Here is a 23,049-nt window from a genome sequence, read left to right as displayed (position 1 = left end):
GACCAGGAACAGTGCGACAGCCATGACAGACACCCACATCGCCGCGATCGACGCGGCCCCCGCCGAAGAACGAGACCTTTCCACCGCCCTCATGCACGGCTGGCGCAGGCGTTGCCCCTGTTGTGGCAAGGGCCCGCTGCTGCGCGGCTACCTGAAGGTGCGCGATACCTGCACCGTCTGCGGCGAGGACCTGCATCACCAGCGGGCAGACGACGGCCCGGCCTATCTTACGATCCTCATCGTGGGTCACCTGATGGCGCCTCTGATCCTCTGGGCCTTCGTCAAGTTCCGCCCCGATCCACTTGTGCTGACCACGATCTTCTCGATCGGCACCGTGGCGCTGTCGCTGTATCTGCTGCCCCGGATGAAGGGGATCATGGTCGCGATCCAGTGGGCCAAGCGCATGCACGGGTTCGGCGGCGGTGACTGAGGACCTGCCGGTTCGCGATGCGGCCACGGTGATCCTGTGGCGCGAAGGCCCGGCCGGCCCCGAGGTGCTGATGGGCCAGCGCGGGGCGGGGGCGGCCTTCATGCCGTCGAAATTCGTCTTTCCCGGAGGGGCGGTGGACCCTGCCGACCGTGACGTGATCCTGGCCGCGCCGCTGGCCGACCGTTGCCGCGCGCGCCTGTCGCTTGCCGCGCCCGGCGGTCCCTCGGCCGAGGCACTGGCCGCCGCCGCGATCCGCGAGCTGTGGGAAGAAACCGGGCTTGCCCTGGGCCGCCCGGGGCAATGGCCGGGCGAACCGCCCGCCGATCAGGGCCACGACTGGGCCGGGTTTGCCGCCCGTGGCCTTGTCCCCGGGGCCGAAGGGCTGCGCTTTATCTTTCGCGCGATCACGCCGCCCGGCCGCACGCGCCGGTTCGACGCGCGTTTCTTCCTTGTGCCCGCGTCATCCGTTCCCGGCGATATCGACGATTTCTCGGCCGCGTCCGAGGAACTGTCGCATCTGCACTGGATCGCGCTGACCGAGGTGCGCAAGCTGGACCTGCCTTTCATCACCGAGGTGGTTCTGGCCGAGGTCGGCGTCATCCTGAAGGACCCGGCCCGCGACGACGGGGTGCCCTTCTTCGACAATTCGGGGGCGGTCCCGACCTTCCGGCGGCTGGCCTGACCGGCCTCAGGCGGCCAGCACGATCCCGACGATGGACAACGCCAGAAGCGCCATCCCCGCCAGTTCGCGCAGGCTGGCGCGTTCCTTGAAGATCAGGATCGACACCAGCAGCGAAAAGATCAGCTCCACTTGGCCAAGGCTGCGGACATAGGCCGCGTTCTGCAGCGTGAAGGCGGTGAACCATCCCAGCGAACCCAGCACTCCGGTCACGCCCACCCACAGGGTCGCCCGCCAGATCGAAACGACGCGGGTGATCTCGCCCGGTTCGCGCAGCCGCAGCCACAGCGCCATCGCCAGCGTCTGGAACCCGGTCACGCACATCAGCGCAAAGGTCGCGCGGAACAGCGGATCATCGACCGGCACGGCCAGCGTGGCCGCGCGATAGCCGATCGCCGACAGGCCGAACAGGCCACCCGCCAGCAGGCCAAGCCCCATCGCCCGGTTGAACAGGCCCGTGGCGCCCCAGCCGCCCTTGGGCCGCGACAAAAGCAGCACACCCACGAGTCCGACAAGGATCGCCAGCAGGCCGGGGGCCGATACGGCCTCGCCCAGAAGCAGCATGGAAAAGGCCGCGACCTGCACGGTTTCGGTCTTGGTGAAGGCAATGCCCACCGCGAAACTGCGTTCTGAAAACAGCGCGACGGTGCAGAAGGTGGCGATGATCTGCCCAAGCCCGCCCATCATCACCCACAGCCAGAAGCCGGGTGCCAGATCGGGCAGCGGATAGCCCCTGAGACCCATCAGCACTGCGCACCCCGCCGCCGCCAATGGGACCGCGAAGATGAAGCGCGAAAACGTCGCGCCGCTGGTGGAAAGGCCAAGGCCCTTCAGCTGCTTCTGAAGGCCGAAGCGCAGCGTCTGCAAGGCCGCGGCAAGGATGGTGACCAGAACCCAGGTTTCCATCGCGCATGCATGGCACGGGCCGGGGGTGATGGAAAGCCCGTCAGTCCTTCGGCATCAGCGGATGGGGCACCGGATCCTTCGCGCGCAGAAGGTAGCGGCGGAAGACCTCGGCATAGCTGGCATAGCGATAGCCTTCGTTGCGGCGCAGGTAATGGTCGCGGTTCGCCGCATAGGTCGCGGGCAGCCGGTACCACGGCACCGCCGGGTGCGTGTGATGGACGACATGCAGGTTGTTGTTCAGGAACAAAAGCGCCAGCGGCCCCCGGTCTTCGATCACCACGGTGCGGGCGCGCGCGGCCTCATGCGCGCGGTGTTCCAAGAAGGTGCGGATCTTCAGCAGGCCATGCCCGCCCCAGGCGGCCAGCAGATAGGCCCACCACGGCATCGCCGCGGGCCAGAGCCATAGCACGACCAGAACCACGCCCGCCCCGTGCAGCGCCCAGTCACGCCGGACCGCGGCATTCCCGGCCCGGATCAGCGCCAGCTCGGACCGGATCCACAGGACATTGCCCAGGATCGGCCCCAGCGTGATCCGCCCCAGAAGCGTGTTGTTCGCCCGGAACAGCACCTGCGCCCAACCCGGCAGGCGCGCCCAGACCTTCGGATCGAAATAGTTCGATTCCGGATCGTCATAGGGATCGGTCAAGATCGGATCGTGATGATGCGCCAGATGGGTGTCGCGGAACCGGCCATAGGGCACCGTCAGCGTCAGCCCCGGAAAGACCAGCGCCTCGTTCACGGCAGGGTTGCGGAAGGGATGGCCGTGCAGCACCTCGTGCTGCAGCGACGAGAATTGCGCGATGGCAAGCGTGGTCAGCACGATCCCCGCAACCGGCGACCAGCCGTAAAGCCAGGTCGTGCCAAGCGCCCACAGGACATAGGTGGCCAGTAGCACAAGCAGCGTGGGCCATTCCACAACCGGTTCAGTTCTGGCCATGACGCCCCCATGCGACAGCGTTCCAGACCCGCTCGTAGGCGATGTAGCAGGTCACCCCGATCACCGTGTTCAGGATCGCCATCCCGCCGCCCAGAAGCGCCGATCCGGTCATCGCAAGGCCCACGAGGCTCATCGTCACGAGGCCGAGAAGATTCCACAGAATCGCTTTCAGAAGAGTGCGTTGAGGGGTGTCCATGATCCGACCTGCCGTTTCCGGATCACTAGCGGATCGGGTCTTGCGGGGGTATCCGGTGTTTGGTTAACATTTTTCACCGAATGTGATAAAAGAAAACGCATGCAGGAAATTCACGACAAACGCGACCGCTCGCGCCTGTTCCGCGAAAGGCTCGCGCAGGCGATGGCCGAGGCGGGCAGCAATCAGGCCGCGCTCGCCCGCCGGGTGGGGGTGGATCGCTCCACAATTTCCCAGCTTCTGGGCGGCGAGGGCGCGCGGATGCCGAATGCGCAGGTGGTAGCCGAATGTGCCGCCGCGCTCGGGGTCAGCGCCGACTGGCTGCTGGGTCTGAGCGACCGGCCCGAACGTCTGGCCGCCCTTCTGGCCACCTCGCTTTCGATCACCGAGGCCCCCCGCGCCCTGATCGACGAGACGATCTTCGGCTGGCACCAGGAGGCGGCGGGCTACAAGATCCGCCATGTTCCCGCGACCCTGCCCGACATGCTGAAGACCCGCGCGCTGGTGGAATGGGAATACGAGCCCCACATCGGGCGCACCGCCGAACAGGCCCTGGGGGCCTTCCGCGACCGGCTGGACTGGATGCGTGGGGCGCGGTCGGATTACGAGATCGCGCTGCCGCTGCACGAACTCGTCTCCTTCGCGGGGGGCGAGGGCTATTACCGGGGGCTGCCCGCGCCGGTTCGGATCGAACAGATCGATCGGCTGATCGGCCTGACCGAACAGCTTTATCCCGCGCTGCGGCTTTATCTCTTCGATGCGCGGCGGGTGTTTTCCGCCCCGGTCACCGTCTTCGGCCCGCTTCTGGCGGTGGTCTATCTGGGACGGCACTACATCGCCTTTCGCGACAGCGCCCGCGTGGCCAGCATCAGCGGCCATTTCGACTGGCTCGTGCGCGAGGCGGCGATCGGCGCGCGCGAGGTGCCCGCGCATCTGCGCGCGCTGCGGGATACGATTTCGGCCTAGCCGCCCAGAAGGCGAAGTTTTGTCAGGTCATATCCGCCCCAGTCGAACACCTCGCGCGCGGCGGTCAACCTGTCCTGCGGCAGCCGCCCGTCGCGGTTCAGGATGAACCCGAACCGGCCCGAGGGCGTGGCGATCGCCATCGTGCGGTAATCGACATCGACCCAGACGATCCACCACGGCTCGCCCACGCCCTGCGGATCGGCGCCCGACAGCGTGATGCGGCCCGGCACCGGCATTTCGGCCCGGCCACGGAATTCGGCCCGGCCCGGCGGCAGGCACAGCGCCACATCGGCATCATAGCCGCCCGCCGCAGGGGCCAGGGACACGCGGCCGGGTGCACAGGCCGCAGCGTTCGGCGCGGCGAAGGCCGCCACCTGCACCCAGTCGCCCGCGATCCGTGCCGGGTCGAGCACCGCATTGGAATAAAGCCCCGCGCCCGCATCGCGGAAGCCTTCCACCTTGGGGCGCGGCGCGGCACAGCCCGCAAGGGCCAGCGCAAGGATGAGGGCAATCGTTACTCTAGGCACTGTGTCGTCCTCACCCCGTTGTCCAGAATGATCTCGTGGCAGCCCAGAAGCGGCGCGATCGGGGCGCAGGTTCTGGACCGGGCAAGGCAATAGCCGTCGCAGTCGCGCCCGGTGCGGCAGGATTTGCCGGCATCGCGTGTGGGCCGCACGCAAAGGAAGGCGGATTTCGCCTTGCTGTAGGTGCCACCGCCGCGTTCGCAGGCCCGTTGGGCCGCGCTTTTCAGGGCCTCCGGCACTTCGGGCGCGGGGGTGGTGGCGGTTTCGATCAGGTCCGCATCCTGTTCGGGCGTGCGCGCCTTTGCCGGATCGTTGGCGGCATCGGTCGCCGGTCCGGTGGCAGATCCGGTGGCGGGCAGGACATCGACGGTTGCCGATTGCAGCGGATCGCCGTTGGTGTCGAAGGCAGCCGCCCCCGGCGCGGCCGGATCAGCGGCGGGCGCGTCGGCGGCCTTGCGCTTGCCGAGCCCCAGAAAGCTGAACAGCGGTTTTCGTTCCGGGGCCGGTTCTGCCGCCGTCGCAGCGGATGCGGCGGCTTCGGGCAGGCCGGCGGCCGCCACCTCTGCCGCATCCGGCGATGTGGGCGGCGATGTGGGCGGCGGGGCGACCGGAAGCGCCGTTTCAGATATGGCGACGGTTTCTGCGGCAGTTTCGGTCACGGGCGCGGCTGTGGCGGCCTCCCCGGTCGCGCTGCGCCGCCCCAGCCCGAGAAAGCCGAACGGCCCCCTGCGTGGCGCGGCCGCTTCTGCCACGGGGGGAGGGGCATCTGCCAGTGCCGCGCCATCCGTCGCAGGGCCCGCCTGAACCGACTGTTCGGCGGACCATGCCACCAGATCCCCCGTTGCCGCCGCCTGCGCCGGAACCGTCCGCTGGTCCGATCCCGGAAGACCGGGGATGCCGCCCGTCGCGGTCGCGGCGCCGTCCGGCTTGCCGGTGCCCACGGGCGTGCAGCCGCCCAGCACAATGGCAAGGCCGATCAGCAGCGCGGAAAGGGCATGACGCATCGGAAAGGGGCCTGTTCGTTGTTTTTCTGCCAATAGGCCCGAACCTGCCCCCTGTTGCAAGCCCCGCCTTCCGCCCGCGCCCCCGGCGGGCGGCAGAGTGCCGAAGGATGCGGTCTCAGAACGGGGCGGGGAAGGCCCTGTGGATGCGGTCGATCCCGGCCAGCACGTCCGCGTCCAGCGTCAGGTCGGCGGCGGCGATGTTGGTGGCGAGCTGCTCCATCGTGGTCGCGCCGATGATCGGGATCGTCTGGAAGGGGCGCGACCGGGTGAAGGCCAGCGCCATCTGGCAAGGGTCCAGCCCGTGGTCGCGCGCAAGGCCCAGATAGGCCGACACCGCCTCGAACACCCGTTCGGTGATCCGCCCGCCCAGTTCGGGCGTGCGCGTCCGGCGCGATCCGTCCGGGATCACGCCGCCTGCGTATTTCCCCGACAGAAGCCCGCAGGCCAGGGGCGAGAAGGCCAGAAGCGGCATGTCTTCCAGCACCGAAAATTCCGCCCAGTCGGTATCGAACTGGCGGCATAGCAGCGAATATTCGTTCTGCACCGCCCCCATGCGCGGCAGGCCATGCGCCTCGGCCAGGGCCAGCCAGTTGGCCGCGCCCCAGACGCTTTCATTCGACAGGCCGATCGCACGGATCTTCCCTTCGGCGACCAGATCGGCGGCGGCCTGCAACACCTCGTGCATGTTCGCGCGGACCTCGGCCGGGTCCTGGAACTGCGGCGCATAGCGCCACATCTGGCGGAAATGATAGCTGCCCCGGTTCGGCCAGTGCAGCTGGTAGAGGTCGATGTAATCGGTCTTCAGTCGCCGCAGCGACGCTTCGACCGCCGTCCGCATCGTGGCCCCGGTGATCGGCGCGCCGTCGCGCACGGCCTTCTGGCCCTCGCCGGTGATCTTGGTGGCCAGCACCACCCGGTCGCGCCCGCCCCTTGCAAACCAGTTGCCAATGATCGTCTCGGTATCGCCGATGGTTTCGGCGCTGACCGGGTTGGTGGGATACATCTCGGCCGTGTCCCAGAAATTCACCCCGCGATCCAGCGCATGGGCGATCTGTTCATGCGCCTCGGCCTCGGTGTTCTGGGTGCCCCAGGTCATGGTGCCCAGGCAATATTCGGAAACGGTCAGGCCGGTCCGGCCAAGGGGGATCTGTTTCATCGGCAGTCATTTCTCCTTCTTGGTGCCCAGACTAGACAGCAGGGCCGCAAGGGCAAGGGGGGCGGGAAAGGGCAGCGGGGAAAGGGCGGCGGGGAAAGGGCGGCGGGGATTTCCGTCGGGATTGAGAACATTTGCGGAACATGGCAGATTTCCGCCATGACGACTCGGCTTCTTGATCCCCGTGGCCGCCCCGCGCGGCCCGAGCCTTCGGTGGCGCTTCCCGGCGGGATGACGCTGGTGCGCGGGCGGGTGCATGAATTCTGCGGCCTGTCGCGGCGGTCGCTTGCGGCGATGGCGCTGGCGGCGACCGATGGCCCGGTCCTGTGGCTGCACAGCGCCTGGCAGCCCGATCGCATCTGCCCCGACGGGCTGTGCGGGATGGCCGAGCCTTCGCGGCTGATCCTTGGCCTTGCGCGACGGCCCGAGGATCTGCTGTGGTCGGCAGAAGAGGCGCTGCGGGCCGATGCGCTGGCTGTGGTGGTGATCGATGCCGACCGTGTGCCGGGGCTGACGGCGGTGCGGCGTCTGCACCTGGCCGCCGGGGGCGAAGGCCATCTGCGCCGTCGCGTGGCGCCCTTGTGCCTTCTCCTGCTGCCGGGCGATGGCGGCGCGCCGGGGGTGGAAACCCGCTGGCACATGGCACCCGCGCCGGGCGAGGGGCCGGGGCTGGCGTCACAGGTCCTGCCGCCGGGGCGGTGGCGGCTGGAACGCCGCCGCGCCCGGATGGACCCGCCCGCCGCCTGGGCGCTGGCCGAGACCGAGGCGGGCAGGCTGGAGGTGCGGCCCGACAGCCCGCCGGGCTGGCCCTGAGCGGTCATGCCCCGTGCCCGCCGCCTTCGCCCCTTCCGGCGGCCAGAACGGCCCGCGCCCGTCGCCGCACCGGTTCATCCGTCATCCGCCCGTCCACCACCGCCGCCCCGTCGCCCGAGGCCAGCACCCGGCGCGCCCAGTCGATTTCCCCCGGCGAAGGCGCAAGCGCGCGCAGGATTGGCGCGACCTGTGCGGGATGGATGCACAGCTTGCCGGTCATGCCCATGTCGCGCGCGTGGGCGGCATCGTCCGCGACCGCCTCGGCATCGCCAATAGCCGCCGTCACCCCGTCCAGCGGCGGCGCGATCCCCGCGATCCGTGACGCCAGAACCAGTTCGCCGCGCACCGGCAAAAGCACGTCGCGCCGATGCGCACAGCCCATGTCGGCGCAGAAATCGAGCGATCCGAAGGCCAGCCGCACCACCCCCGGCAGCGCGGCGAGGGCCCGCGCCCCGGCCAGCCCGCGCGCCGTCTCGATCAGGGGGATGAGCGGGACAGCCGGCAGCGCGGCCAGAACCGCCGCGACCCCGGCCGGGTCTTCGGCCTTGGGCAGCATCACGGCGGCAAATCCGCCCGCCCCCGCGGCGGCCAGATCGGCCTTGTGCCATTCGGTCCCCGCCGCATTGATCCGCAGGATCACCGGCAGGCCGGTGAACCCCGCCGTCACCGCCTGACGGGCTTGCGCCTTGGCCCCGGCGGCCACGCCATCCTCAAGATCGAGGACCATCGCATCCGCGCCCGAGGCGGCAGCCTTGGCAAATCGGTCGGGCCGGTCGGCGGGCACGAACAGCGGGGCGCGGACGGTCAGGACCATTCCGCCACCGCCTCCATCGCGACCGGGCCGCCCGGCCGCGCCGTCCAGAGTTTCAGGCCATCCCCCTCGTCCGTCGCGCAGCAGAGCATGTCGGCATCGTCGAACAGCGGCGACAGGCTGCGGTAGTCGAAGCGTTCCGGCATCGCTCCGCGCAGGTCGGCCGCGAACTGGCACAGCAGCGTGGCCTGCATCGGCCCATGCACCACAAGGCCCGGATAGCCCTCCACGTCGGTTGCATAGGGTTTGTCGTAATGGATGCGGTGGCCGTTGAACGTCATGGCGGAATAGCGGAACAAGAGCGTGGCCGATGGCGTGATCCGGCGCCGGTGCGGTGCCTCGGGGGCGGGTTCGGCGGGGGCCACCCGCGCCGCGGCTGTCACCTCGCGATAGACGATGTCCTGCCGTTCGGTCAGTGCGGGCTGGCCATTGGCGGAAATCGCATGGTCCACGGTGACAAAACACAAGGGGCCGGTCCGCCCCTGTTTCAGCGTCACGTCGCGGATCGTCGAAACCCGTTCCACCAGATCGCCCACCCGGATCGGCGCGTGAAAGCGGAAGGCGCCCCCCGCCCACATCCGCCGGGGCAGGGGCACCGGCGGCAGAAAGCCGCCCCGCGCCGGATGACCGTCGGGGCCAAGCGAGGCCGTGGGCGCGGCGGGCTGCGCAAGGCACCAGTGCACCAGAAGCGCCGCCTCGTCACCTTCATCGCACGGCGCCTCGCGGTCGAAGGTGGCGTTGAACTGGCGGGCCAACCCGGCGGAAAGCCATTCGGTCGCACGTTCCTCGCGGCCGATCCACTGGCGGAGATGGTCAATGTCGATCTGCATGGGTCATCCCTTCGCCGGGTTCAGGGCCGGGACAGGCCCGTAATCGCGGTCCTCGCCCACCAGTCGCGCGCCGGGGGCGGGCAGGCGGATCGGGCCGTTCGGGCTGTTCACCGTGATCCGCCGCAGATGCGGATGCGTGGACAGGCCCGCCATGTCGTTCAGCCTGCCGAAGGCGATGCCCGCGCGGTCCAGCCGCGCCGTCGCCTCGTCCCCGTCCATCCGGGCGAAGGCGCGGGCGACAAGCGCATCGGTTTCCGCCCGGTTCGCCACCCGCGCGACATTGCCGGCAAAGCGCGGATCGTCGGCCAGCGCTGCATCCCCGATCACCTCGGCGCAAAGCGCGCGCCATTCCCTGTCGCTCTGGATCGAGATCAGGATCGGCGGACCCGTGCGGGGACGGAACACGCCATAGGGCGCGATCGACGGATGGGCCAGACCCAGCCGCCGGGGCGGCTTGCCGCCTTCGTGCTGCAACAGCGGCACCGCCAGCCAGTCGGCCATCACATCGAACATCGACACCGAAATTTCCGCCCCTTCGCCGGTGATCCCGCGCCGGATCAGCGCTTCGAGGATCGCCGCGTGGGCGGTCGCGCCGGTCGCGATGTCGACGACCGAAATCCCGACCCGCGCCGGTTCGTCCGGCCCCCCGGTGATGGAACACAGCCCGCTTTCGGCCTGGATCAGAAGGTCATAGGCCTTGCGGTCGGCCATAGGGCCGGCTTCGCCATAGCCCGAGATCGAACAGGTGATCAGACGCGGATCGGCGCGGCGCAGGTCGGCGGGTGCAAACCCCAGGCGCGCCAGCGCGCCGGGTTTCAGGTTCTGGATCAGCACGTCGGCGCCCTGCAAAAGCCCGCGCAGGACCGCGCGCCCCGCCTCGCCCTCAAGGTCCAGCGTGACGCTTTGCTTGCCGCGGTTCAGCCAGACGAAATAGCTGGACTGGCCCTGCGCCGCATCGTCATAGCCGCGCGCAAAATCGCCCCCCGGCCGTTCCACCTTGATCACCTCGGCCCCTGCATCGGCCAACCGGGACGAGGCGAAGGGCGCGGCCACCGCCTGTTCGAGGGCGATGACGCGCAATCCTTCCAGCGGCCGCATCAGAACGACCTCGGCAGGCCAAGCACATGCTCGGCCACATAGGACAGGATCAGGTTGGTCGAGATCGGCGCCACCTGGTAAAGCCGCGTTTCCCGGAACTTGCGTTCCACATCGTATTCGCAGGCAAAGCCGAAGCCGCCGTGGAACTGGATGCAGGCATTGGCCGCTTCCCAACTGGCCTTGGCGGCCAGGTACTTGGCCATGTTCGCCTCGGCGCCGCAGGGCTGGCCGGCATCGAACAGCGCACAGGCCTTGTAGCGCATCAGGTTGGCGGCCTCGATCTCGATGAAGGCCTCGGCGATGGGGAATTGCACGCCCTGGTTCTGCCCGATCGGTCGGCCGAAGACCTCGCGTTCCTTCACATAGGCGGTCACCTTGTCGGTGAACCAGTAGCCGTCGCCGATGCATTCCGCCGCGATCAGCGCGCGTTCGGCATTGAGGCCGGTCAGGATGTATCTGAACCCCTGTCCCTCTTCGCCGATCAGGTTTTCCTCGGGGATCTCCAGGTCGTCGAAGAACAGTTCGTTGGTTTCGTGGTTGACCATGTTCGGGATCGGCCGGACCTCCATCCCCGAACCCATCGCCTCGCGGATGTCGACCAGAAAGATCGACAGCCCTTCGGATTTCTTCGTGACTTCGGCCAGCGGCGTGGTGCGCGCCAGAAGGATCATCAGGTCGGAATGGCGCACCCTGCTGATCCAGACCTTCTGGCCGTTGATCACATAGCGGTCGCCCTTCTTCACCGCTGTGGTCTTGATCTTCGTCGTGTCGGTGCCGGTCGTCGGTTCCGTCACGCCCATCGACTGCAGCCGCAGTTCACCGCTGGCGAGTTTGGGAAGGATGCGGCGGCGCTGTTCCTCCGATCCGTGCCGGACAAGCGTGTTCATGTTGTACATCTGGCCGTGGCAAGCCCCGGAATTGCCGCCGGCGCGGTTGATTTCCTCCATGATCACGCTGGCCTCGGTCAGGCCAAGGCCCGACCCGCCGTAGTCCTGCGGGATCAGCGCGGCCATCCATCCGGCCCGCGTCAGCGCCTCGACGAAGGCGTCGGGATAACCGCGTTCTGCGTCGATGCGACGGTGATATTCGGGCGGGAATTCCGCGCAAAGGGCGCGGACGCCGTCACGAAGGTCCTGATACGGGTCGGTTGTCGCTGTCATGGTCCTTGCCCTGCGGTTCCTGCCCGATCCGGTCTAAAGCGCGGGTTGCCACAGCGCAAATATATGTTCTAGATGCTTTCCATAATGAAACTGTATGGACGCGCGGGATGGACCTACGGCAGCTTCGCTATTTCGTCGAGATCGTCGAGCAGGGGTCGATCACCGGCGCGGCGCGGCGTCTGAACGTGGCGCAGCCCGCGCTTTCCCTGCATCTGAAGACGGTCGAGGAACAGCTGGGCACGCGGCTTCTGGATCGGGGCCGGAGCGGCGTCACCCCGACCGAGGCGGGGCTTCTGCTGGCGCGCCGCGCGCGGATGATCCTGGACGATCTGGCGCGGGTCGAAGAGGACGTGCGCGGGCTTGACCGCGAACCCCGCGGGCTGGTGCGGATCGGCCTGCCCGGCACGATCAGCGGGATCGTCACCGTCCCCCTGCTGATGGCCGCGCGGGACCGTTTCCCGGCGATCCGGCTGACCATCGCCGAAGCGATGAGCGGCTTCATCGCCGACTGGATGGGCGAAGGACGTGTCGATCTGGCGGTGCTTTACGCGCGATCCCCGGACGAGGGGATCGGCTCGGAGCCGCTTCTGGAAGAGGAACTGGTGATCCTTGCCCCGCCCGACCGGGGGCACGGGGCCGAGGTCGACCTTGCCGCCCTGGCGGACGAGGCGCTGGTGCTGCCCAGTGCCGCGCATGGGTTGCGCAGACAGATCGACGCGGCGCTGGTCGAACGCGGGCTTTCGCCCCGGATCGCGGTCGAGATCGATTCCTATTCCAACATCAAGCAACTGGTGGCTGCAGGGTTCGGCGCGTCGATCCTGCCGGTTCATGCGGTGGCGGCCGACGCGCGCGAGGGGCGGCTTGCCGTCAGTCGGATCGCGGCGCCGGGCCTGTGGCGGGGCGCGCATCTGGCCAGCCCCTCGGGCCGGCCCATGACGCGCGCCCAGCAGGCGGTGCGCCACCTTCTGCGCGAGGTGGTGGCCGATCTGGTCGCGGGCGGCCACTGGGCGGGGGCGCGCGCCGTTCAGGCGGGCTGAAACACCCGGACCGACATCGGCTGTGCCAGCGTCCGGCGCCCGGCGTCATGGCCCGCCAGCGCCTCGAACGCCTCGGCAAGGGCCGCGCGCCGTTCGGCGATCAGGCCCGCGCGGCCCGGAACGACGGCGGCGATCCGGTCGCAGAATTCGGAAAAGTCGCGGTAGTGTTCGACGCGGTCATAATCATCGGCGCGGACCTGCCGGAGGGCGCGGCACCGGTCCATCGCCCGCTGTGCCGCCTGCCGGATCAGGGTTTCGTCATCAACCACCGCGATCACCCGCGACAGGGCGCCCGAGGCATGGGGTTCGATCACCACCAGCCGGCCGCCGGGGCGCAGGACGCGCGCGGCTTCGGTCAGGGCGCGGTCCATCATCGGGACCGGCACATGATGCAGCGCGTTCACGCAGATCGCCGCGTCGAAGCTGGCGTCGGGGTAGGGCATCGCCTCGGCCCCCACGCGGTCCACGGGCAGGTCGGGTGGCCCGCGGCCGGGGTCCAGCCCGCGCCACAGCGCGCCCTCTGCCCGCAGCGGGGCGACAAGCGCCCCCGCGCCGCAGCCGATGTCGAGGATCGACTGCCCGGCCAGCGGGGCCAGTTCGGCGCGGATCACGTCAAGGGCGGTCTGCGGTGCCATTCCCCCTGATGCCACGTTCCGCACCCGATTGCACCTGTCCGCCCGTCGCCCCTATCCGGCCAGAAGCACGTCGCGGATCGCGTCGCCGCAGCGGACGGTGTTCGCCGTGCCCTTGAGGTCGCCCGTGCGCGTCGCCGGATCGGCGAGCGTCCTTTCCACCGCGGCGACGATCGCCGCCGCGGCCTCGGCATGGCCCAGATGATCCAGCATCATCGCCCCGGCCCAGATCTGGCCCACCGGGTTCGCGATGCCCTTGCCCGCGATATCGGGGGCCGATCCGTGGACCGGTTCGAACAGCGACGGATGGCGGCGGTCGGGGTTGATGTTGCCCGAGGGCGCGATGCCGATCGTCCCGGTGCAGGCCGGACCCAGATCCGACAGGATGTCACCGAACAGGTTCGAGGCCACGACCACGTCGAACCAGTCCGGGTGCAGAACGAAATGCGCGGTCAGGATGTCGATATGGAACTTGTCGACCTTCACATCGGGATAGGCGCGCGCCATTTCGGCCACCCGTTCATCCCAATAGGGCATGGTGATCGAGATCCCGTTCGACTTGGTGGCCGAGGTCAGCTTGCGCCGGGGCCGCTTCATCGCAAGGTCGAAGGCAAAGCGCAGCACGCGGTCCACGCCTTGCCGGGTCATCACGGTTTCCTGCACCACCACCTCGCGGTCGGTGCCCTCGAAGATCCGCCCCCCGATCGAGGAATATTCGCCTTCGGTGTTCTCGCGCACCACCCAGAAGTCGATGTCGCCCGGTCCGCGCCCGGCCAGCGGCGAGGCGACGCCCGGCATCAGCTTGACCGGGCGCAGGTTCACGTACTGGTCGAACTCGCGCCGGAACTTCAGGAGCGACCCCCAGAGCGAGATGTGGTCAGGCACCGTATCGGGCCAGCCGACCGCGCCAAAGAAGATCGCGTCGGTATCGCCGATGCGGTCCTTCCAGTCGTCCGGCATCATCTGGCCATGCCTTGCGTAATAGTCGCAGCAGGCGAAATCATGTTCCTCGAAGGCAAGGCCGATGTCGAACCGTTCGGCGGCGGCGCGCAGCACCTTCACGCCTTCGGGCATCACCTCGGTTCCGATCCCGTCACCGGCGATCACGGCAATCCGGTGCGTCCTTTTCGTCATCATGCAGTCTCCTCGATGGTCTGGTTCTGGCGCGTGGCCAGCCGGGCCGCGAGGCGGATCGCGCTTTCCATCGCGCCTGTATCGGCAATCCCCTGGCCCACGATGTCATATGCGGTGCCATGCGCGGGGGTGGTGAAGACGATCGGCAGGCCCGCCGTGACGGTCACGCCCTTGTTGAAGCCGTGCAGCTTGGTCGCGATCTGGCCCTGGTCGTGATACATCGCCACGACGCTGTCGAACTCGCCCTTGAAGGCCTTGATATAGACGGTGTCCGAAGGGTAGGGGCCGCGGCAGTCGATCCCTTCGGCCTGCATCCGTGCGATGGCGGGGGCGATGATCTCGATCTCCTCGCGGCCGAACAGCCCGCCCTCGCCGCCATGCGGGTTCAGCGCGGCCACCGCGATGCGCGGCGCCTCGATGCCGGCGGCGCGCAGCACACGGTCGGTCAGCCGCAACGAGTTGCAGATGTTGTCCTCGGTCACAAGGTCCAGCGCCTCGCGCAGAGAGACGTGCGAGGTGACGCGGCTCATCCACTGGCCTTCCAGCACGTTCATCTCGCGGAACAGGCCGTTGTGGCCGATCAGATGCGCGAAAAGCTGGTGTTCGTCGGGAAACCGCCAGCCGCCATCGAACATCGCCTTCTTGTGCAGCGGCGCGAAGGTCACGCCCCGCACGCCGCCCGCCTGCGCAAGGCGCACCGCGGCGGCCAGCGTGTCGCCCACCTTGCGGCCAACGTCCGGGTCCGGGCGGCCGATGGCGAAGGTCGCGGGGTCCAGGTTGCCCAGGTCGATCATCGGCACGGTCCCCGTGTCGAACACGGCCTCGTCGGGCGTGTCGATCAGCGCGAGGTGAAGGCTGACGCCGGCCTGCCGCATTCCCATTTCGACCACCCGCTGGTCGCCGATCAGCAGAAGCCTGGCCACCTCCTGCATCCGGCCATCGGCAAGGACGCGCGCCACCAGTTCCGGGCCGATCCCGGTCGGATCGCCGGGCACAAGGGCAAGAACCGGCCGTTCCAGCGCGGCTTGGGGGGCTTTGGTGTTCATGGGGCGCCTCGCTCTGTCGTCAATTTCATCATTTTATGAAAGTGAATATTGATTAATGTCAACAATAATGGATTATAATCGGCAAAACTTAAATTGTTGTAGTCTAGTTGTCGCCATTTAGACCCCGGCGCACCCAGGACAGAAGGAGGACACCATGCCGATGCCACCGCTGCGATCGACCCGCAGCCTGATGGAAGGCTTTCGCCGCGAGCGGCTTCGCACCCGCGGGGCCGAGATCAATGTCGCGATCGCGGGCGAGGGGCCTCCGCTTCTGTTGCTGCACGGCAATCCGCTGACCCATGTCAGCTGGCACAAGATCGCGCCGACTTTGGCCGAAACCTTCACCGTCATCGCGCCCGACCTGCGCGGATACGGCGATTCCTCGAAGCCCGACGGCGGTGCGGACCATGCCGCCTATACTTTCCGCGCCATGGGCGAGGATTTCTTCGAGATCATGGATCACTTCGGTTTTGACCGGTTCGGGGTGGCCGGGCATGACCGGGGCGCGCGGGTGGGGTTCCGCATGGCGCTGGACCGGCCCGACCGGATCGAACGGCTGGCCGCGCTGGATATCGTGCCGACGTGGAACGTGCTGTCGAACGTGACGCTTGGCTGGGGGCTTGAGGCCTATCACTGGTTCTTCATGGCGCAGAAGGCGCCCTTTCCCGAAGACCTGCTGTCGGCCGATCCGGAGTATTACATCCGCTACAAGCTGAACAAGAAGAACGTCGGGCTGGAAATCTTCACGCCCGAGGCGATGGCCGAATACATCCGCTGCACCACGCGCGAGCAGATCCATGCCGTCTGCGAGGATTACCGCGCGACCGTCACGCTGGATTTCGAGATGGACAAGGCCGACCACGGCAAGCGGCGCATCGGGTGCCCGGTGCTGGTCCTCTGGGGGTCGAACAGCCATTGCGGGCGGCACTTCCGCCCGCTGGAGGCCTGGGGCGAATGGGCCGATGACCTGCGCGGCATCGACATTCCGACCGGCCATTATCCGGCTGAACACCGCCCCGATCTGGTTTATCCCATCTTCTGGGAATTCTTCACCGGGCACGAGCCTGATTTCGGGAGGATCGGATGAACCGCATTTCCGCAACCGAAGCATCGGCCCGCATCTGCGGCGCGGGCGAGGCCGGGCTGATCGACCTGCGCGAGGCGGGCCAGTTCGGCGAGGCGCATGCCCTGTTCGCGGTGCCGCTGCCCTGGTCGCGGGCTGAACTCGCGATCGGTGCGCTTGTGCCGCGACCTGATGCGCCGCTGATCCTGATCGACGCGGGCGATGGTGTGGCCGAACGGGCCGCGCGGCGTTTCGCGGCGATGGGTTACGCCGACCTTTCGGTGGTCGAGGGCGGGATGCCCGCCTGGGAGGCGGCGGGTCTGCCCGTCTACAAGGGAGTCAACGTGCCGTCAAAGACGCTTGGCGAATTGGTCGAGGCGGTCTGGCATCCCACCATGATCCGGCCCGAGGACCTGGCCGCCTGGCAGCGCGAGAACCGCCGCTTCCGCTTCTTCGATGCGCGCCCCCCGGCCGAATACGGCAAGATGCGCGTGCCCGGTTCGGTCTGTCTGCCGAATGGCGAACTGGCCCACCGGATCGCCGCCCTGCCGGATGCGGACGCGCCCGTGGTGATCACCTGCGCCGGGCGCACGCGCGGCATCGTGGGCGCCATCGGCATGCGCATCAGTGGCCATGATGGCCCGCTTTACGCGCTGGAAAACGGCACGCAGGGCTGGGCCTTGGCGGGCGAGACGCTGGAACGGGGCAACACCGCCGCCCCCTATCCCGAACTTGGGCCCGATGCGTTGGCCGCCTCGCGCGCGGCGGCCGATCGCGTGGCGGCGCGGTTCGGCATCCCGCTGGTCACCACGGCGGATTTCGCGGCGATGCGGGCAGAAGCTGGGCGCACCACCTATCTGTTCGATACCCGTTCGGCCCCCGAGGTCGCGGCCGATCCGGTCGCGGCGGCGGTGCATGCGGCCTCGGGGCAGATCGTGCAGGCGACCGACCAGTGGATCGGGCTGCGACGGGCGCGCGTGGTGCTGTGCTGCGACACCGGGCTGCGGTCGGCCATCGCGGCCTTCTGGCTGCGCCAGCTGGGCTATGACGCCCGCATCCTCAGGATTGACGCGGACCTCCGCAGGCTTGCCGCCCCGCCGCGCCCCGGCCCGGCCTTGCCCGAGCTTCCGCGGATCGCCGCCGCAACCGCGCTGCGGCGCCTGCACGCGGGCGAGACGCTGATCGACCTGCGCGCCTCGGCGGCCTACCGGCAGGGGCATGTCGCGGGCGCCCGATGGGCCTGCCGGCCGATGCTGTCCGAGATGATCCGCCGGATGCGCCCCTCGGGCGTCATGCTGATCGCCGAGGATACGGGCGAGGCGGCGCTGGCGGCGGCCGATCTGCATGACCTTGGCCTTCCGCGCGTGGGCCTTGTCGATGGGGGTGTTGCGGCGATGATCGGCTGCGGGGCCGCGCGTGAAGTCACGCCCAACGATCCGCCGGACGAGGCGCGGATCGACCACCTGTTCTTTGTCCACGACCGGCATGACGGGAACCTGGACTCCTCGCGCCGGTATCTGGAATGGGAAACCGGGCTGGTCGCCCAGCTTTCGGCCGAAGAGCGGGCGCAGTTCCATCTGTATCCCGTGGCCTGAACGCCGCCGCATCTGACGCGGAATGGCCCGACGCAGATATGGAAAGGGGCGCCTCGCGGCGCCCCTACTTCTTTGCCTTCCTGTCCCGTTGTTCTTTTTTGGGTTCAGCTTTCCACGTCGGCCAAGCGTTCGGCGCGGCGGCGGCGCCGGGCCGACCAGGCGGTCATGCCGATCGAGAAGGCCATCAGCGCAAGGATCAGCAGCGCGCCGGGCCGTTCCAGCGCATAGGCCGGATCGCCTCCGCTGATCTGCCAGGTCCGCAGAAGGTTGCCCTCGACCAGGCTTCCCAGAAGAAGCCCCACCACCGTCGCGGCCACCGGATAGCCATAGCGCACCATCGCCCAGCCGAGGATCGAGAAGACGACCAGAGTGATCGGCCCCGAAGCCGTGCCGTCGATCGCGTAGGATCCGAAGACCGCTACCACCAGCACCGAGGGGATCAGAAAGCGCATCGGCACCCGCACGATGTACCCCGCGAGGTAGACGAACCCCAGCCCGACGACCAGCAGCAGCAGCGCCTGCGCGAAGTTCGAAAAGATGATCGCATAGACCACATCCTTGCTGTTGGCGATGAAGCTGGGGCCGCCCACGATGTTGTGCATCGCGAAGGCGGCAAGCAGGATCGCCGTCGCCCCGCCGCCGGGAATGCCAAGCGCCAGCATCGTGGCCATCGCCCCCCCTTCCGACGACGAGTTCGCGGATTCCGCCGCGATCACGCCCTTGGGGTTGCCGGTGCCGAAGCTGGCGCCATCGGGTGCGTTCCGCTTGGTTTCGGAATAGGACAGCAGGTTCGAGATCGACGATCCCACGCCGGGGATCGAGCCGATGATCACCCCGATGAAGGTTCCGCGCAGGATGATCGTCGGGTATTGCAGCGTCATCCGGAACCCCGAAAAGATCCGGCGGAAGCTGATCTTGCGCGACGCCTCGTCGTCGATCAGGTATTTCGCATTCACCAGGCTGATCAGCTGGCTTGCGGCCAGAAGACCCATCATCGCCGGGATCGTCGGGATCCCGTCCAAAAGCCACGGCACCCCCATCGTGCCGCGCACATAGCCTGCGGTGTTCATGCCGATCGTGCCCAGCAGAAGGCCCAGGACGCCCGCCAGAAGGCCCCGCGGCAGCGAATTGCCCGACAGCGACCCCAAGAGAAGCATGCCCCAGATCGCCACCGCCGACATCTCGAGCGGTCCCATCTTCAGCACGACGGATGACACCGGCACGATCAGGAAGAGAAGCAGCACATAGCTGGCCAGGCAACCGATGACCGAGGCGGCCAGCGCCAGGCCAAGCGCCTCGTTATGCTTTCCCTGCCGAGCCATCGGATAGCCGTCAAAGGTGGTGGCCACGGCCGAGGAGGTGCCGGGGATGTTCATCAGCACCGCCGGAACCGATCCGCCGAACCCCGCGCCGGTATAGATCGACGTCAGGAAGATGATCGCCGGCAGGAAATCCATGTAAAGCGTCATCGGCAGAAAGATCGCCATCGCCATGGTGATCGAAATGCCGGGCATGGCCCCGAAGAAAAGCCCGATCAGCAAGCCGGGGATCACGAACAGCCAGGCTGTCCCGGATGAGGTGAGAAGGGCAAGGGCGCTGTCAACCGCTGCGAGGTCAAGCATGTCCGGGCCTCACAGGATGGTCAGCGGAAAGGGGAAGGGGATGATCGCGCCATAGCCATAGATCAGCAGCGCCGTGAAGGCCGCGCTGAAACCGAGATTCACGATCCAGTTCCGCTCGCCGCAGAGTCTCAGCGCCACGACCAGAAACCCGAATGTCGCCACGTCGAAGCCGACCCTTTCCATCGACAGCGCCAGGGCGACCAGCGCCGCCATCAGGCCCGCGACCTTGGCCAGATGCGAAAGCGGCTCGGCCTCGGGGGCGGGTTCGTCGGCGGAAACGCGGCGAAAGCACTGCGGCAGCACCAGCAGCACAAGCAGAAGGCCCGCGATGGCCGCGGGTTGGACGAAAAGCAGGTTGTTGACCTTCAGCGAGGTCGCACGGGCATCGAACAGGTAGGCGGCGATCGTGCTGCCAATCACGGCAAGCAGGGCGATGTGGCCCCAGTTGACGACGATCCGGTCGGAACGGTTCATCCGGGTTATCCTTTGCGGTTGGCGCAACATGAAGGCCGCCCCCCGGTGACAGGGGGCAGCCTGATCAGGTCAAGGCATCACGCGCCCTTCAGAAGGTCCAGATACTGTTCGATCACCTTGGCCGAAGCCGCCAGTTGTGCGTTCGATTCATCGGGGCCGTACCAGGTGGTCGCCAGCTGCTGCGAGGTCAGCGCCTCGATCACCTTCGGGTCCTTCGAAGTTTCTTCGATCGCCGCCAGGATCTTGGCATAGACATCCGGGCTGTCCTTCACCAGCGAGGCATGGACGCCCCAGCCCCGCTGCGAGCCGAAGACGAAGGCCGCTTCCGCCCCGTTGATGTCCGTCACCAGCTTGCCGCCCCAGTTGTCGCGCTGGACCCTGTCATAGGTCAGCAGCGGCGTGATCTTGTCGGCCAGCGGCAGGAAGCCTTCGCCACCCACCAGGCCGATGTCGACCACCGCGCCCGCAACGGCGTTCCGGGCCGGGCCGCCGCCGTCGAAGGTCACGATCCGCAGGCCGTCGCGCGGGATGCCGTTTGCATCCATCAGGATCATCAGGTTGACGAGGTCGGCCGAGGCCGGTTGCACGCCGATCGACAACGATCCGGGATCGGCCTTCAGCTTTTCGATCACGTCGGCGATGTCGGTCAGGCCCGACTCCTTGCTGGTGGCAAGCAGCGTGTAATCCTGCGACGGCAGGTTGATCATGTGGAAGTCTTCCAGCTTGAACGTCGCGTCCTGGGTCAGGATGTTCAGCGGAATGTACGGGCCTGCCGAGGTGCAAAGCAGCGTGTAGCCGTCGGCGGGCTGCTGAAGGAAATAGGTGTGGCCAAGAAGCGCCCCGGCGCCGCCACGGTTGATCACGTTCAGCGGCTGGCCGATGCGTTCCTGCAGGAAGGGCGCGAAGGCGCGCGCCAGACGGTCGTTATACCCGCCGGTGTCGAACGGGACGACGATGTTGATCGGGCGGTCGGGGTAGGCGCCTTGGGCGCGCAGGATGGACGGCGCGGCAAAGGCTGCGGCCACCCCGCCGGAGGCGAGCCTGAGCGCTGTCCGTCGGGAGATGTTGGTTGTCATGCGATTTCCTCCTCCATGCTGGTCAATGCCTGCATCGCCGGGTTCCTTCCCTGGCCCCGTTACGGGACAAAGCGCAGGGCCTTGACGTCGTGAACATTACGGCCGGTGATTTCATTGTCAACAATTTATCGCAAAGGCGTGAATGGTGGGCCTTATCGTCGTCATTGTCGAGCGACGCCATGCGCCACTGATACTGCTTGCCTGGCGATGGAGATTTCAATTTTATCTTTTAAAAACGCTAAATAAGGCTGCATTCCGGGTTGCGAATGGGTTTTCTTGCGAGGTTCCCGCGTCGTGATTTGCTCGACCACCCCCTCATTTTTGTTGACAATTTGTGGACCTGCTGTTTTTCACTGACCGGGAAAGGTGCCCGCGCGGGCCGTGACGGATCGCTTCGCGCCAGCACCCCCAGACAGGAGGATCTGACCATGAACATCGAGAATCGGGGGGCCGAGGGCGCAAGCTACGTTGCCGGTCTGACCCAGGAAGTCGCCGAATTCGTGCTGAACACCAAAACCCCCGACCTGCCTGCGGTTGTGGTCGCGAACGGCAAGAAATCGATTCTCGACGGGCTTGGCCTGGCGCTTTCGGGATCGGTCGCGCGGTCGGGCGACCTGGTGCGCCGCCACATGGCCGACCTCGGCGCACCCGAGGGCGGTGCGACGGTGATCGGCTCGGACATGAAGGTGCCCGCGCGCTTCGCGGCCTTCTGCAACGGCGTGGGCATTCACGCCGACGATTACGACGACACCCAGCTCGCCGTCGCCAAGGACCGCGTCTATGGCCTGCTGACGCACCCGACGGCCCCGGCGCTGCCCGCCGCGCTTGCGCTTGGCGAAACCACGGGCGCCTCGGGGGCGGATGTGATGCTGGCCTATCACCTGGGCGTCGAGGTCGAATGCAAGATCGCCGAGGCGATCAACCCGCGCCACTACCAGCACGGCTTCCATGCCACGGCCACCTGCGGCACCTATGCCGCCGCTTCGGCCGCCGGGCGCCTGATGGGGCTGGATCTGGATGCGATGAAGCGCGCGCTGTCGATGGCAGGCAGCCAGTCGGCCGGCCTGCGCGAGAATTTCGGCACCATGACCAAACCCTTCCACGCCGGCCGGTCCTCGGAAAGCGGGGTCGTCGCGGCGCAGTTCGCCAGCTACAGCTGGACCGCCGCGGGCAACATCCTTGAGGCGCCGCGCGGCTTTTTCCAGGCGGCGGGCGGCGGCTATGACCGCGAGGCGATCGCGGGCAAGCTGGGCGCGCCCTGGACCTTCGATTCGCCCGGCGTGTCGATCAAGCCGCATCCGTCGGGGTCGCTGACCCATCCCGGCATGACCGAGATGCTGCACATGATCCGCGAACACAAGATCAAGGCACGGGATGTGGTCCGCGTCCGCGTCGGCACCAATTCGAACATGCCGAACGCCCTGATCCACCACAACCCGCGCAACGAGCTGCAGGCGAAGTTCTCGATGGAGTTCTGCATGGCGATCCTTCTGCTCGAAGGCCGCGCCGGGCTGAACGAATTCACCGACGAGGTCGTGTTGCGCCCGGATGTGAAAGAGATGATCGCGAAGGTCGATTTCGTGGTGGACGACCGCGCCGAAGCCGCGGGCTATCACCTGATGACCACCTATATCGACGTGCACCTGGCCGATGGCCGCGTGATTTCCGGTGTCGCCGATTTCGGCAAGGGCAGCCCGGCCAACCCGATGAGCTATGACGAGGTGGCCGGCAAGTTCCGCGAATGTGCGGAATTCGCCCGCTGGGACATGGCCAAGGCCGATGAGGTCGTCGCCATGGTGGCCGAGATCGAAAAGCTGCCGGACATTCACGGCCTGATGGCGCTTCTGCGGCGCTGACGGAGGGCGC

At 67.7% G+C, this 23,049-nt stretch carries 24 protein-coding genes; 8 read left to right on the top strand and 16 right to left on the bottom strand.

The window, feature by feature from the left end; all coding sequences use genetic code 11:
• The first annotated feature begins 22 nt into the window (after window positions 1-22).
• On the top strand, window positions 23-430 hold the full coding sequence (locus tag E7811_RS02955; protein WP_136393090.1) for a DUF983 domain-containing protein: 408 nt from the start codon (window positions 23-25) through the stop codon (window positions 428-430).
• Entirely contained in the window at window positions 423-1,112 is a 690-nt protein-coding gene (locus E7811_RS02950) for an NUDIX hydrolase (protein WP_136393089.1), read from the top strand. The genes E7811_RS02955 and E7811_RS02950 overlap by 8 nt, the downstream gene beginning before the upstream one ends.
• Window positions 1,113-1,118: 6 nt before the next feature.
• Here the strand turns inward: E7811_RS02950 and E7811_RS02945 are convergent, their stop codons facing one another.
• The 3 genes from E7811_RS02945 to E7811_RS02935 are packed head-to-tail and all read right to left on the bottom strand — an operon-like array spanning window position 1,119 to window position 3,148.
• On the bottom strand, window positions 1,119-2,015 hold the full coding sequence (locus E7811_RS02945; protein WP_136393088.1) for an EamA family transporter: 897 nt from the start codon (window positions 2,013-2,015) through the stop codon (window positions 1,119-1,121).
• 40 nt (window positions 2,016-2,055) lie between these two features.
• Window positions 2,056-2,952, bottom strand: a complete 897-nt coding sequence (locus tag E7811_RS02940) for a fatty acid desaturase (RefSeq protein WP_136393087.1) — start codon at window positions 2,950-2,952, stop codon at window positions 2,056-2,058.
• Window positions 2,939-3,148, bottom strand: coding sequence for a DUF2061 domain-containing protein (locus E7811_RS02935; RefSeq protein WP_136393086.1), 210 nt, complete (start codon window positions 3,146-3,148; stop codon window positions 2,939-2,941). The genes E7811_RS02940 and E7811_RS02935 overlap by 14 nt, the downstream gene beginning before the upstream one ends.
• Window positions 3,149-3,247: 99 nt before the next feature.
• On the opposite strand from E7811_RS02935, the gene E7811_RS02930 reads away from it, so the two are divergent.
• Window positions 3,248-4,111: a helix-turn-helix domain-containing protein gene (locus E7811_RS02930; RefSeq protein WP_136393085.1), complete on the top strand. Its 864-nt coding sequence runs from the start codon at window positions 3,248-3,250 to the stop codon at window positions 4,109-4,111.
• Here E7811_RS02930 and E7811_RS02925 read toward each other — a convergent pair.
• The 3 genes from E7811_RS02925 to E7811_RS02915 form a co-directional block, all read right to left on the bottom strand.
• A complete protein-coding gene (locus tag E7811_RS02925; protein ID WP_246020181.1) occupies window positions 4,108-4,638 on the bottom strand; it encodes a lipocalin family protein in 531 nt (176 codons plus the stop codon). The two genes, E7811_RS02930 and E7811_RS02925, sit on opposite strands and share 4 nt — an antisense overlap.
• On the bottom strand, window positions 4,626-5,639 hold the full coding sequence (locus tag E7811_RS02920) for a hypothetical protein (protein WP_136393084.1): 1,014 nt from the start codon (window positions 5,637-5,639) through the stop codon (window positions 4,626-4,628). Before E7811_RS02920 ends, E7811_RS02925 begins: the two co-directional genes overlap by 13 nt.
• 115 nt (window positions 5,640-5,754) lie before the next feature.
• Window positions 5,755-6,795, bottom strand: coding sequence for an aldo/keto reductase (locus E7811_RS02915; protein ID WP_136393083.1), 1,041 nt, complete (start codon window positions 6,793-6,795; stop codon window positions 5,755-5,757).
• 156 nt (window positions 6,796-6,951) lie between these two features.
• Here E7811_RS02915 and E7811_RS02910 point away from each other — a divergent pair, with 156 nt between their 5' ends.
• Window positions 6,952-7,605: a hypothetical protein gene (locus E7811_RS02910; RefSeq protein ID WP_136393082.1), complete on the top strand. Its 654-nt coding sequence runs from the start codon at window positions 6,952-6,954 to the stop codon at window positions 7,603-7,605.
• 4 nt (window positions 7,606-7,609) lie between these two features.
• Here the strand turns inward: E7811_RS02910 and E7811_RS02905 are convergent, their stop codons facing one another.
• From E7811_RS02905 to E7811_RS02890, 4 genes are read right to left on the bottom strand one after another with little or no spacing between them, the layout of a single operon-like run.
• Window positions 7,610-8,419: an HpcH/HpaI aldolase/citrate lyase family protein gene (locus E7811_RS02905; protein WP_136393081.1), complete on the bottom strand. Its 810-nt coding sequence runs from the start codon at window positions 8,417-8,419 to the stop codon at window positions 7,610-7,612.
• Entirely contained in the window at window positions 8,410-9,246 is an 837-nt protein-coding gene (locus E7811_RS02900) for an FAS1-like dehydratase domain-containing protein (RefSeq protein ID WP_136393080.1), read from the bottom strand. Before E7811_RS02900 ends, E7811_RS02905 begins: the two co-directional genes overlap by 10 nt.
• Window positions 9,247-9,249: 3 nt before the next feature.
• Window positions 9,250-10,344: a CaiB/BaiF CoA transferase family protein gene (locus E7811_RS02895; protein WP_136393079.1), complete on the bottom strand. Its 1,095-nt coding sequence runs from the start codon at window positions 10,342-10,344 to the stop codon at window positions 9,250-9,252.
• Window positions 10,344-11,504 carry an acyl-CoA dehydrogenase family protein gene (locus E7811_RS02890; RefSeq protein WP_136393078.1) on the bottom strand — a complete coding sequence of 387 codons (1,161 nt, stop codon included), beginning with the start codon at window positions 11,502-11,504 and terminating at the stop codon, window positions 10,344-10,346. The genes E7811_RS02895 and E7811_RS02890 overlap by 1 nt, the downstream gene beginning before the upstream one ends.
• Window positions 11,505-11,611: 107 nt before the next feature.
• Between E7811_RS02890 and E7811_RS02885 the strand changes: the two genes are divergently transcribed.
• Entirely contained in the window at window positions 11,612-12,541 is a 930-nt protein-coding gene (locus E7811_RS02885; RefSeq protein WP_136393077.1) for a LysR substrate-binding domain-containing protein, read from the top strand.
• On the opposite strand, the gene E7811_RS02880 is transcribed toward E7811_RS02885, so the two are convergent.
• From E7811_RS02880 to E7811_RS02870, 3 genes are read right to left on the bottom strand one after another with little or no spacing between them, the layout of a single operon-like run.
• Window positions 12,529-13,176 carry a class I SAM-dependent methyltransferase gene (locus E7811_RS02880; protein ID WP_136393076.1) on the bottom strand — a complete coding sequence of 216 codons (648 nt, stop codon included), beginning with the start codon at window positions 13,174-13,176 and terminating at the stop codon, window positions 12,529-12,531. The two genes, E7811_RS02885 and E7811_RS02880, sit on opposite strands and share 13 nt — an antisense overlap.
• A 51-nt stretch (window positions 13,177-13,227) precedes the next feature.
• On the bottom strand, window positions 13,228-14,307 hold the full coding sequence (locus E7811_RS02875) for a tartrate dehydrogenase (protein WP_136393075.1): 1,080 nt from the start codon (window positions 14,305-14,307) through the stop codon (window positions 13,228-13,230).
• On the bottom strand, window positions 14,307-15,353 hold the full coding sequence (locus tag E7811_RS02870) for a PdxA family dehydrogenase (RefSeq protein ID WP_136393074.1): 1,047 nt from the start codon (window positions 15,351-15,353) through the stop codon (window positions 14,307-14,309). The genes E7811_RS02875 and E7811_RS02870 overlap by 1 nt, the downstream gene beginning before the upstream one ends.
• Window positions 15,354-15,507: 154 nt before the next feature.
• Between E7811_RS02870 and E7811_RS02865 the strand changes: the two genes are divergently transcribed.
• Entirely contained in the window at window positions 15,508-16,440 is a 933-nt protein-coding gene (locus tag E7811_RS02865; protein WP_136393073.1) for an alpha/beta fold hydrolase, read from the top strand.
• Window positions 16,437-18,011, top strand: coding sequence for a rhodanese-like domain-containing protein (locus E7811_RS02860; protein WP_136393072.1), 1,575 nt, complete (start codon window positions 16,437-16,439; stop codon window positions 18,009-18,011). The genes E7811_RS02865 and E7811_RS02860 overlap by 4 nt, the downstream gene beginning before the upstream one ends.
• 104 nt (window positions 18,012-18,115) lie before the next feature.
• On the opposite strand, the gene E7811_RS02855 is transcribed toward E7811_RS02860, so the two are convergent.
• The 3 genes from E7811_RS02855 to E7811_RS02845 all read right to left on the bottom strand — a co-directional run bounded on the left by E7811_RS02855 (window position 18,116) and on the right by E7811_RS02845 (window position 21,183).
• Complete coding sequence (locus tag E7811_RS02855; protein ID WP_136393071.1) at window positions 18,116-19,633, bottom strand: tripartite tricarboxylate transporter permease; 1,518 nt, start codon at window positions 19,631-19,633, stop codon at window positions 18,116-18,118.
• Between the two features lie 9 nt (window positions 19,634-19,642).
• Window positions 19,643-20,107, bottom strand: a complete 465-nt coding sequence (locus tag E7811_RS02850) for a tripartite tricarboxylate transporter TctB family protein (RefSeq protein WP_168732908.1) — start codon at window positions 20,105-20,107, stop codon at window positions 19,643-19,645.
• A gap of 77 nt (window positions 20,108-20,184) precedes the next feature.
• Entirely contained in the window at window positions 20,185-21,183 is a 999-nt protein-coding gene (locus E7811_RS02845) for a Bug family tripartite tricarboxylate transporter substrate binding protein (RefSeq protein ID WP_136393069.1), read from the bottom strand.
• Between the two features lie 428 nt (window positions 21,184-21,611).
• On the opposite strand from E7811_RS02845, the gene E7811_RS02840 reads away from it, so the two are divergent.
• Window positions 21,612-23,039 carry an MmgE/PrpD family protein gene (locus E7811_RS02840; RefSeq protein WP_136393068.1) on the top strand — a complete coding sequence of 476 codons (1,428 nt, stop codon included), beginning with the start codon at window positions 21,612-21,614 and terminating at the stop codon, window positions 23,037-23,039.
• Window positions 23,040-23,049 lie beyond the last annotated feature (10 nt).

The organism is Aliigemmobacter aestuarii, from assembly GCF_004799285.1.
Taxonomy (GTDB): domain Bacteria; phylum Pseudomonadota; class Alphaproteobacteria; order Rhodobacterales; family Rhodobacteraceae; genus Aliigemmobacter; species Aliigemmobacter aestuarii.
Note: the sequence above shows the minus strand (reverse complement) of the source record. Positions and strands in the feature narration are given on the sequence as shown.

What these genes read in the sequence shown, in the direction of transcription:
- E7811_RS02955 (WP_136393090.1), top strand. Translation starts at nt 23, where the DNA reads ATGACAGACACCCACATCGCCGCGATCGACGCGGCCCCCGCCGAAGAA.
- E7811_RS02945 (WP_136393088.1), bottom strand. Translation starts at nt 2,015, where the DNA reads ATGGAAACCTGGGTTCTGGTCACCATCCTTGCCGCGGCCTTGCAGACG.
- E7811_RS02940 (WP_136393087.1), bottom strand. Translation starts at nt 2,952, where the DNA reads ATGGCCAGAACTGAACCGGTTGTGGAATGGCCCACGCTGCTTGTGCTA.
- E7811_RS02935 (WP_136393086.1), bottom strand. Translation starts at nt 3,148, where the DNA reads ATGGACACCCCTCAACGCACTCTTCTGAAAGCGATTCTGTGGAATCTT.
- E7811_RS02930 (WP_136393085.1), top strand. Translation starts at nt 3,248, where the DNA reads ATGCAGGAAATTCACGACAAACGCGACCGCTCGCGCCTGTTCCGCGAA.
- E7811_RS02920 (WP_136393084.1), bottom strand. Translation starts at nt 5,639, where the DNA reads ATGCGTCATGCCCTTTCCGCGCTGCTGATCGGCCTTGCCATTGTGCTG.
- E7811_RS02915 (WP_136393083.1), bottom strand. Translation starts at nt 6,795, where the DNA reads ATGAAACAGATCCCCCTTGGCCGGACCGGCCTGACCGTTTCCGAATAT.
- E7811_RS02910 (WP_136393082.1), top strand. Translation starts at nt 6,952, where the DNA reads ATGACGACTCGGCTTCTTGATCCCCGTGGCCGCCCCGCGCGGCCCGAG.
- E7811_RS02905 (WP_136393081.1), bottom strand. Translation starts at nt 8,419, where the DNA reads ATGGTCCTGACCGTCCGCGCCCCGCTGTTCGTGCCCGCCGACCGGCCC.
- E7811_RS02900 (WP_136393080.1), bottom strand. Translation starts at nt 9,246, where the DNA reads ATGCAGATCGACATTGACCATCTCCGCCAGTGGATCGGCCGCGAGGAA.
- E7811_RS02895 (WP_136393079.1), bottom strand. Translation starts at nt 10,344, where the DNA reads ATGCGGCCGCTGGAAGGATTGCGCGTCATCGCCCTCGAACAGGCGGTG.
- E7811_RS02890 (WP_136393078.1), bottom strand. Translation starts at nt 11,504, where the DNA reads ATGACAGCGACAACCGACCCGTATCAGGACCTTCGTGACGGCGTCCGC.
- E7811_RS02885 (WP_136393077.1), top strand. Translation starts at nt 11,612, where the DNA reads ATGGACCTACGGCAGCTTCGCTATTTCGTCGAGATCGTCGAGCAGGGG.
- E7811_RS02880 (WP_136393076.1), bottom strand. Translation starts at nt 13,176, where the DNA reads ATGGCACCGCAGACCGCCCTTGACGTGATCCGCGCCGAACTGGCCCCG.
- E7811_RS02875 (WP_136393075.1), bottom strand. Translation starts at nt 14,307, where the DNA reads ATGACGAAAAGGACGCACCGGATTGCCGTGATCGCCGGTGACGGGATC.
- E7811_RS02870 (WP_136393074.1), bottom strand. Translation starts at nt 15,353, where the DNA reads ATGAACACCAAAGCCCCCCAAGCCGCGCTGGAACGGCCGGTTCTTGCC.
- E7811_RS02865 (WP_136393073.1), top strand. Translation starts at nt 15,508, where the DNA reads ATGCCGATGCCACCGCTGCGATCGACCCGCAGCCTGATGGAAGGCTTT.
- E7811_RS02860 (WP_136393072.1), top strand. Translation starts at nt 16,437, where the DNA reads ATGAACCGCATTTCCGCAACCGAAGCATCGGCCCGCATCTGCGGCGCG.
- E7811_RS02855 (WP_136393071.1), bottom strand. Translation starts at nt 19,633, where the DNA reads ATGCTTGACCTCGCAGCGGTTGACAGCGCCCTTGCCCTTCTCACCTCA.
- E7811_RS02850 (WP_168732908.1), bottom strand. Translation starts at nt 20,107, where the DNA reads ATGAACCGTTCCGACCGGATCGTCGTCAACTGGGGCCACATCGCCCTG.
- E7811_RS02845 (WP_136393069.1), bottom strand. Translation starts at nt 21,183, where the DNA reads ATGACAACCAACATCTCCCGACGGACAGCGCTCAGGCTCGCCTCCGGC.
- E7811_RS02840 (WP_136393068.1), top strand. Translation starts at nt 21,612, where the DNA reads ATGAACATCGAGAATCGGGGGGCCGAGGGCGCAAGCTACGTTGCCGGT.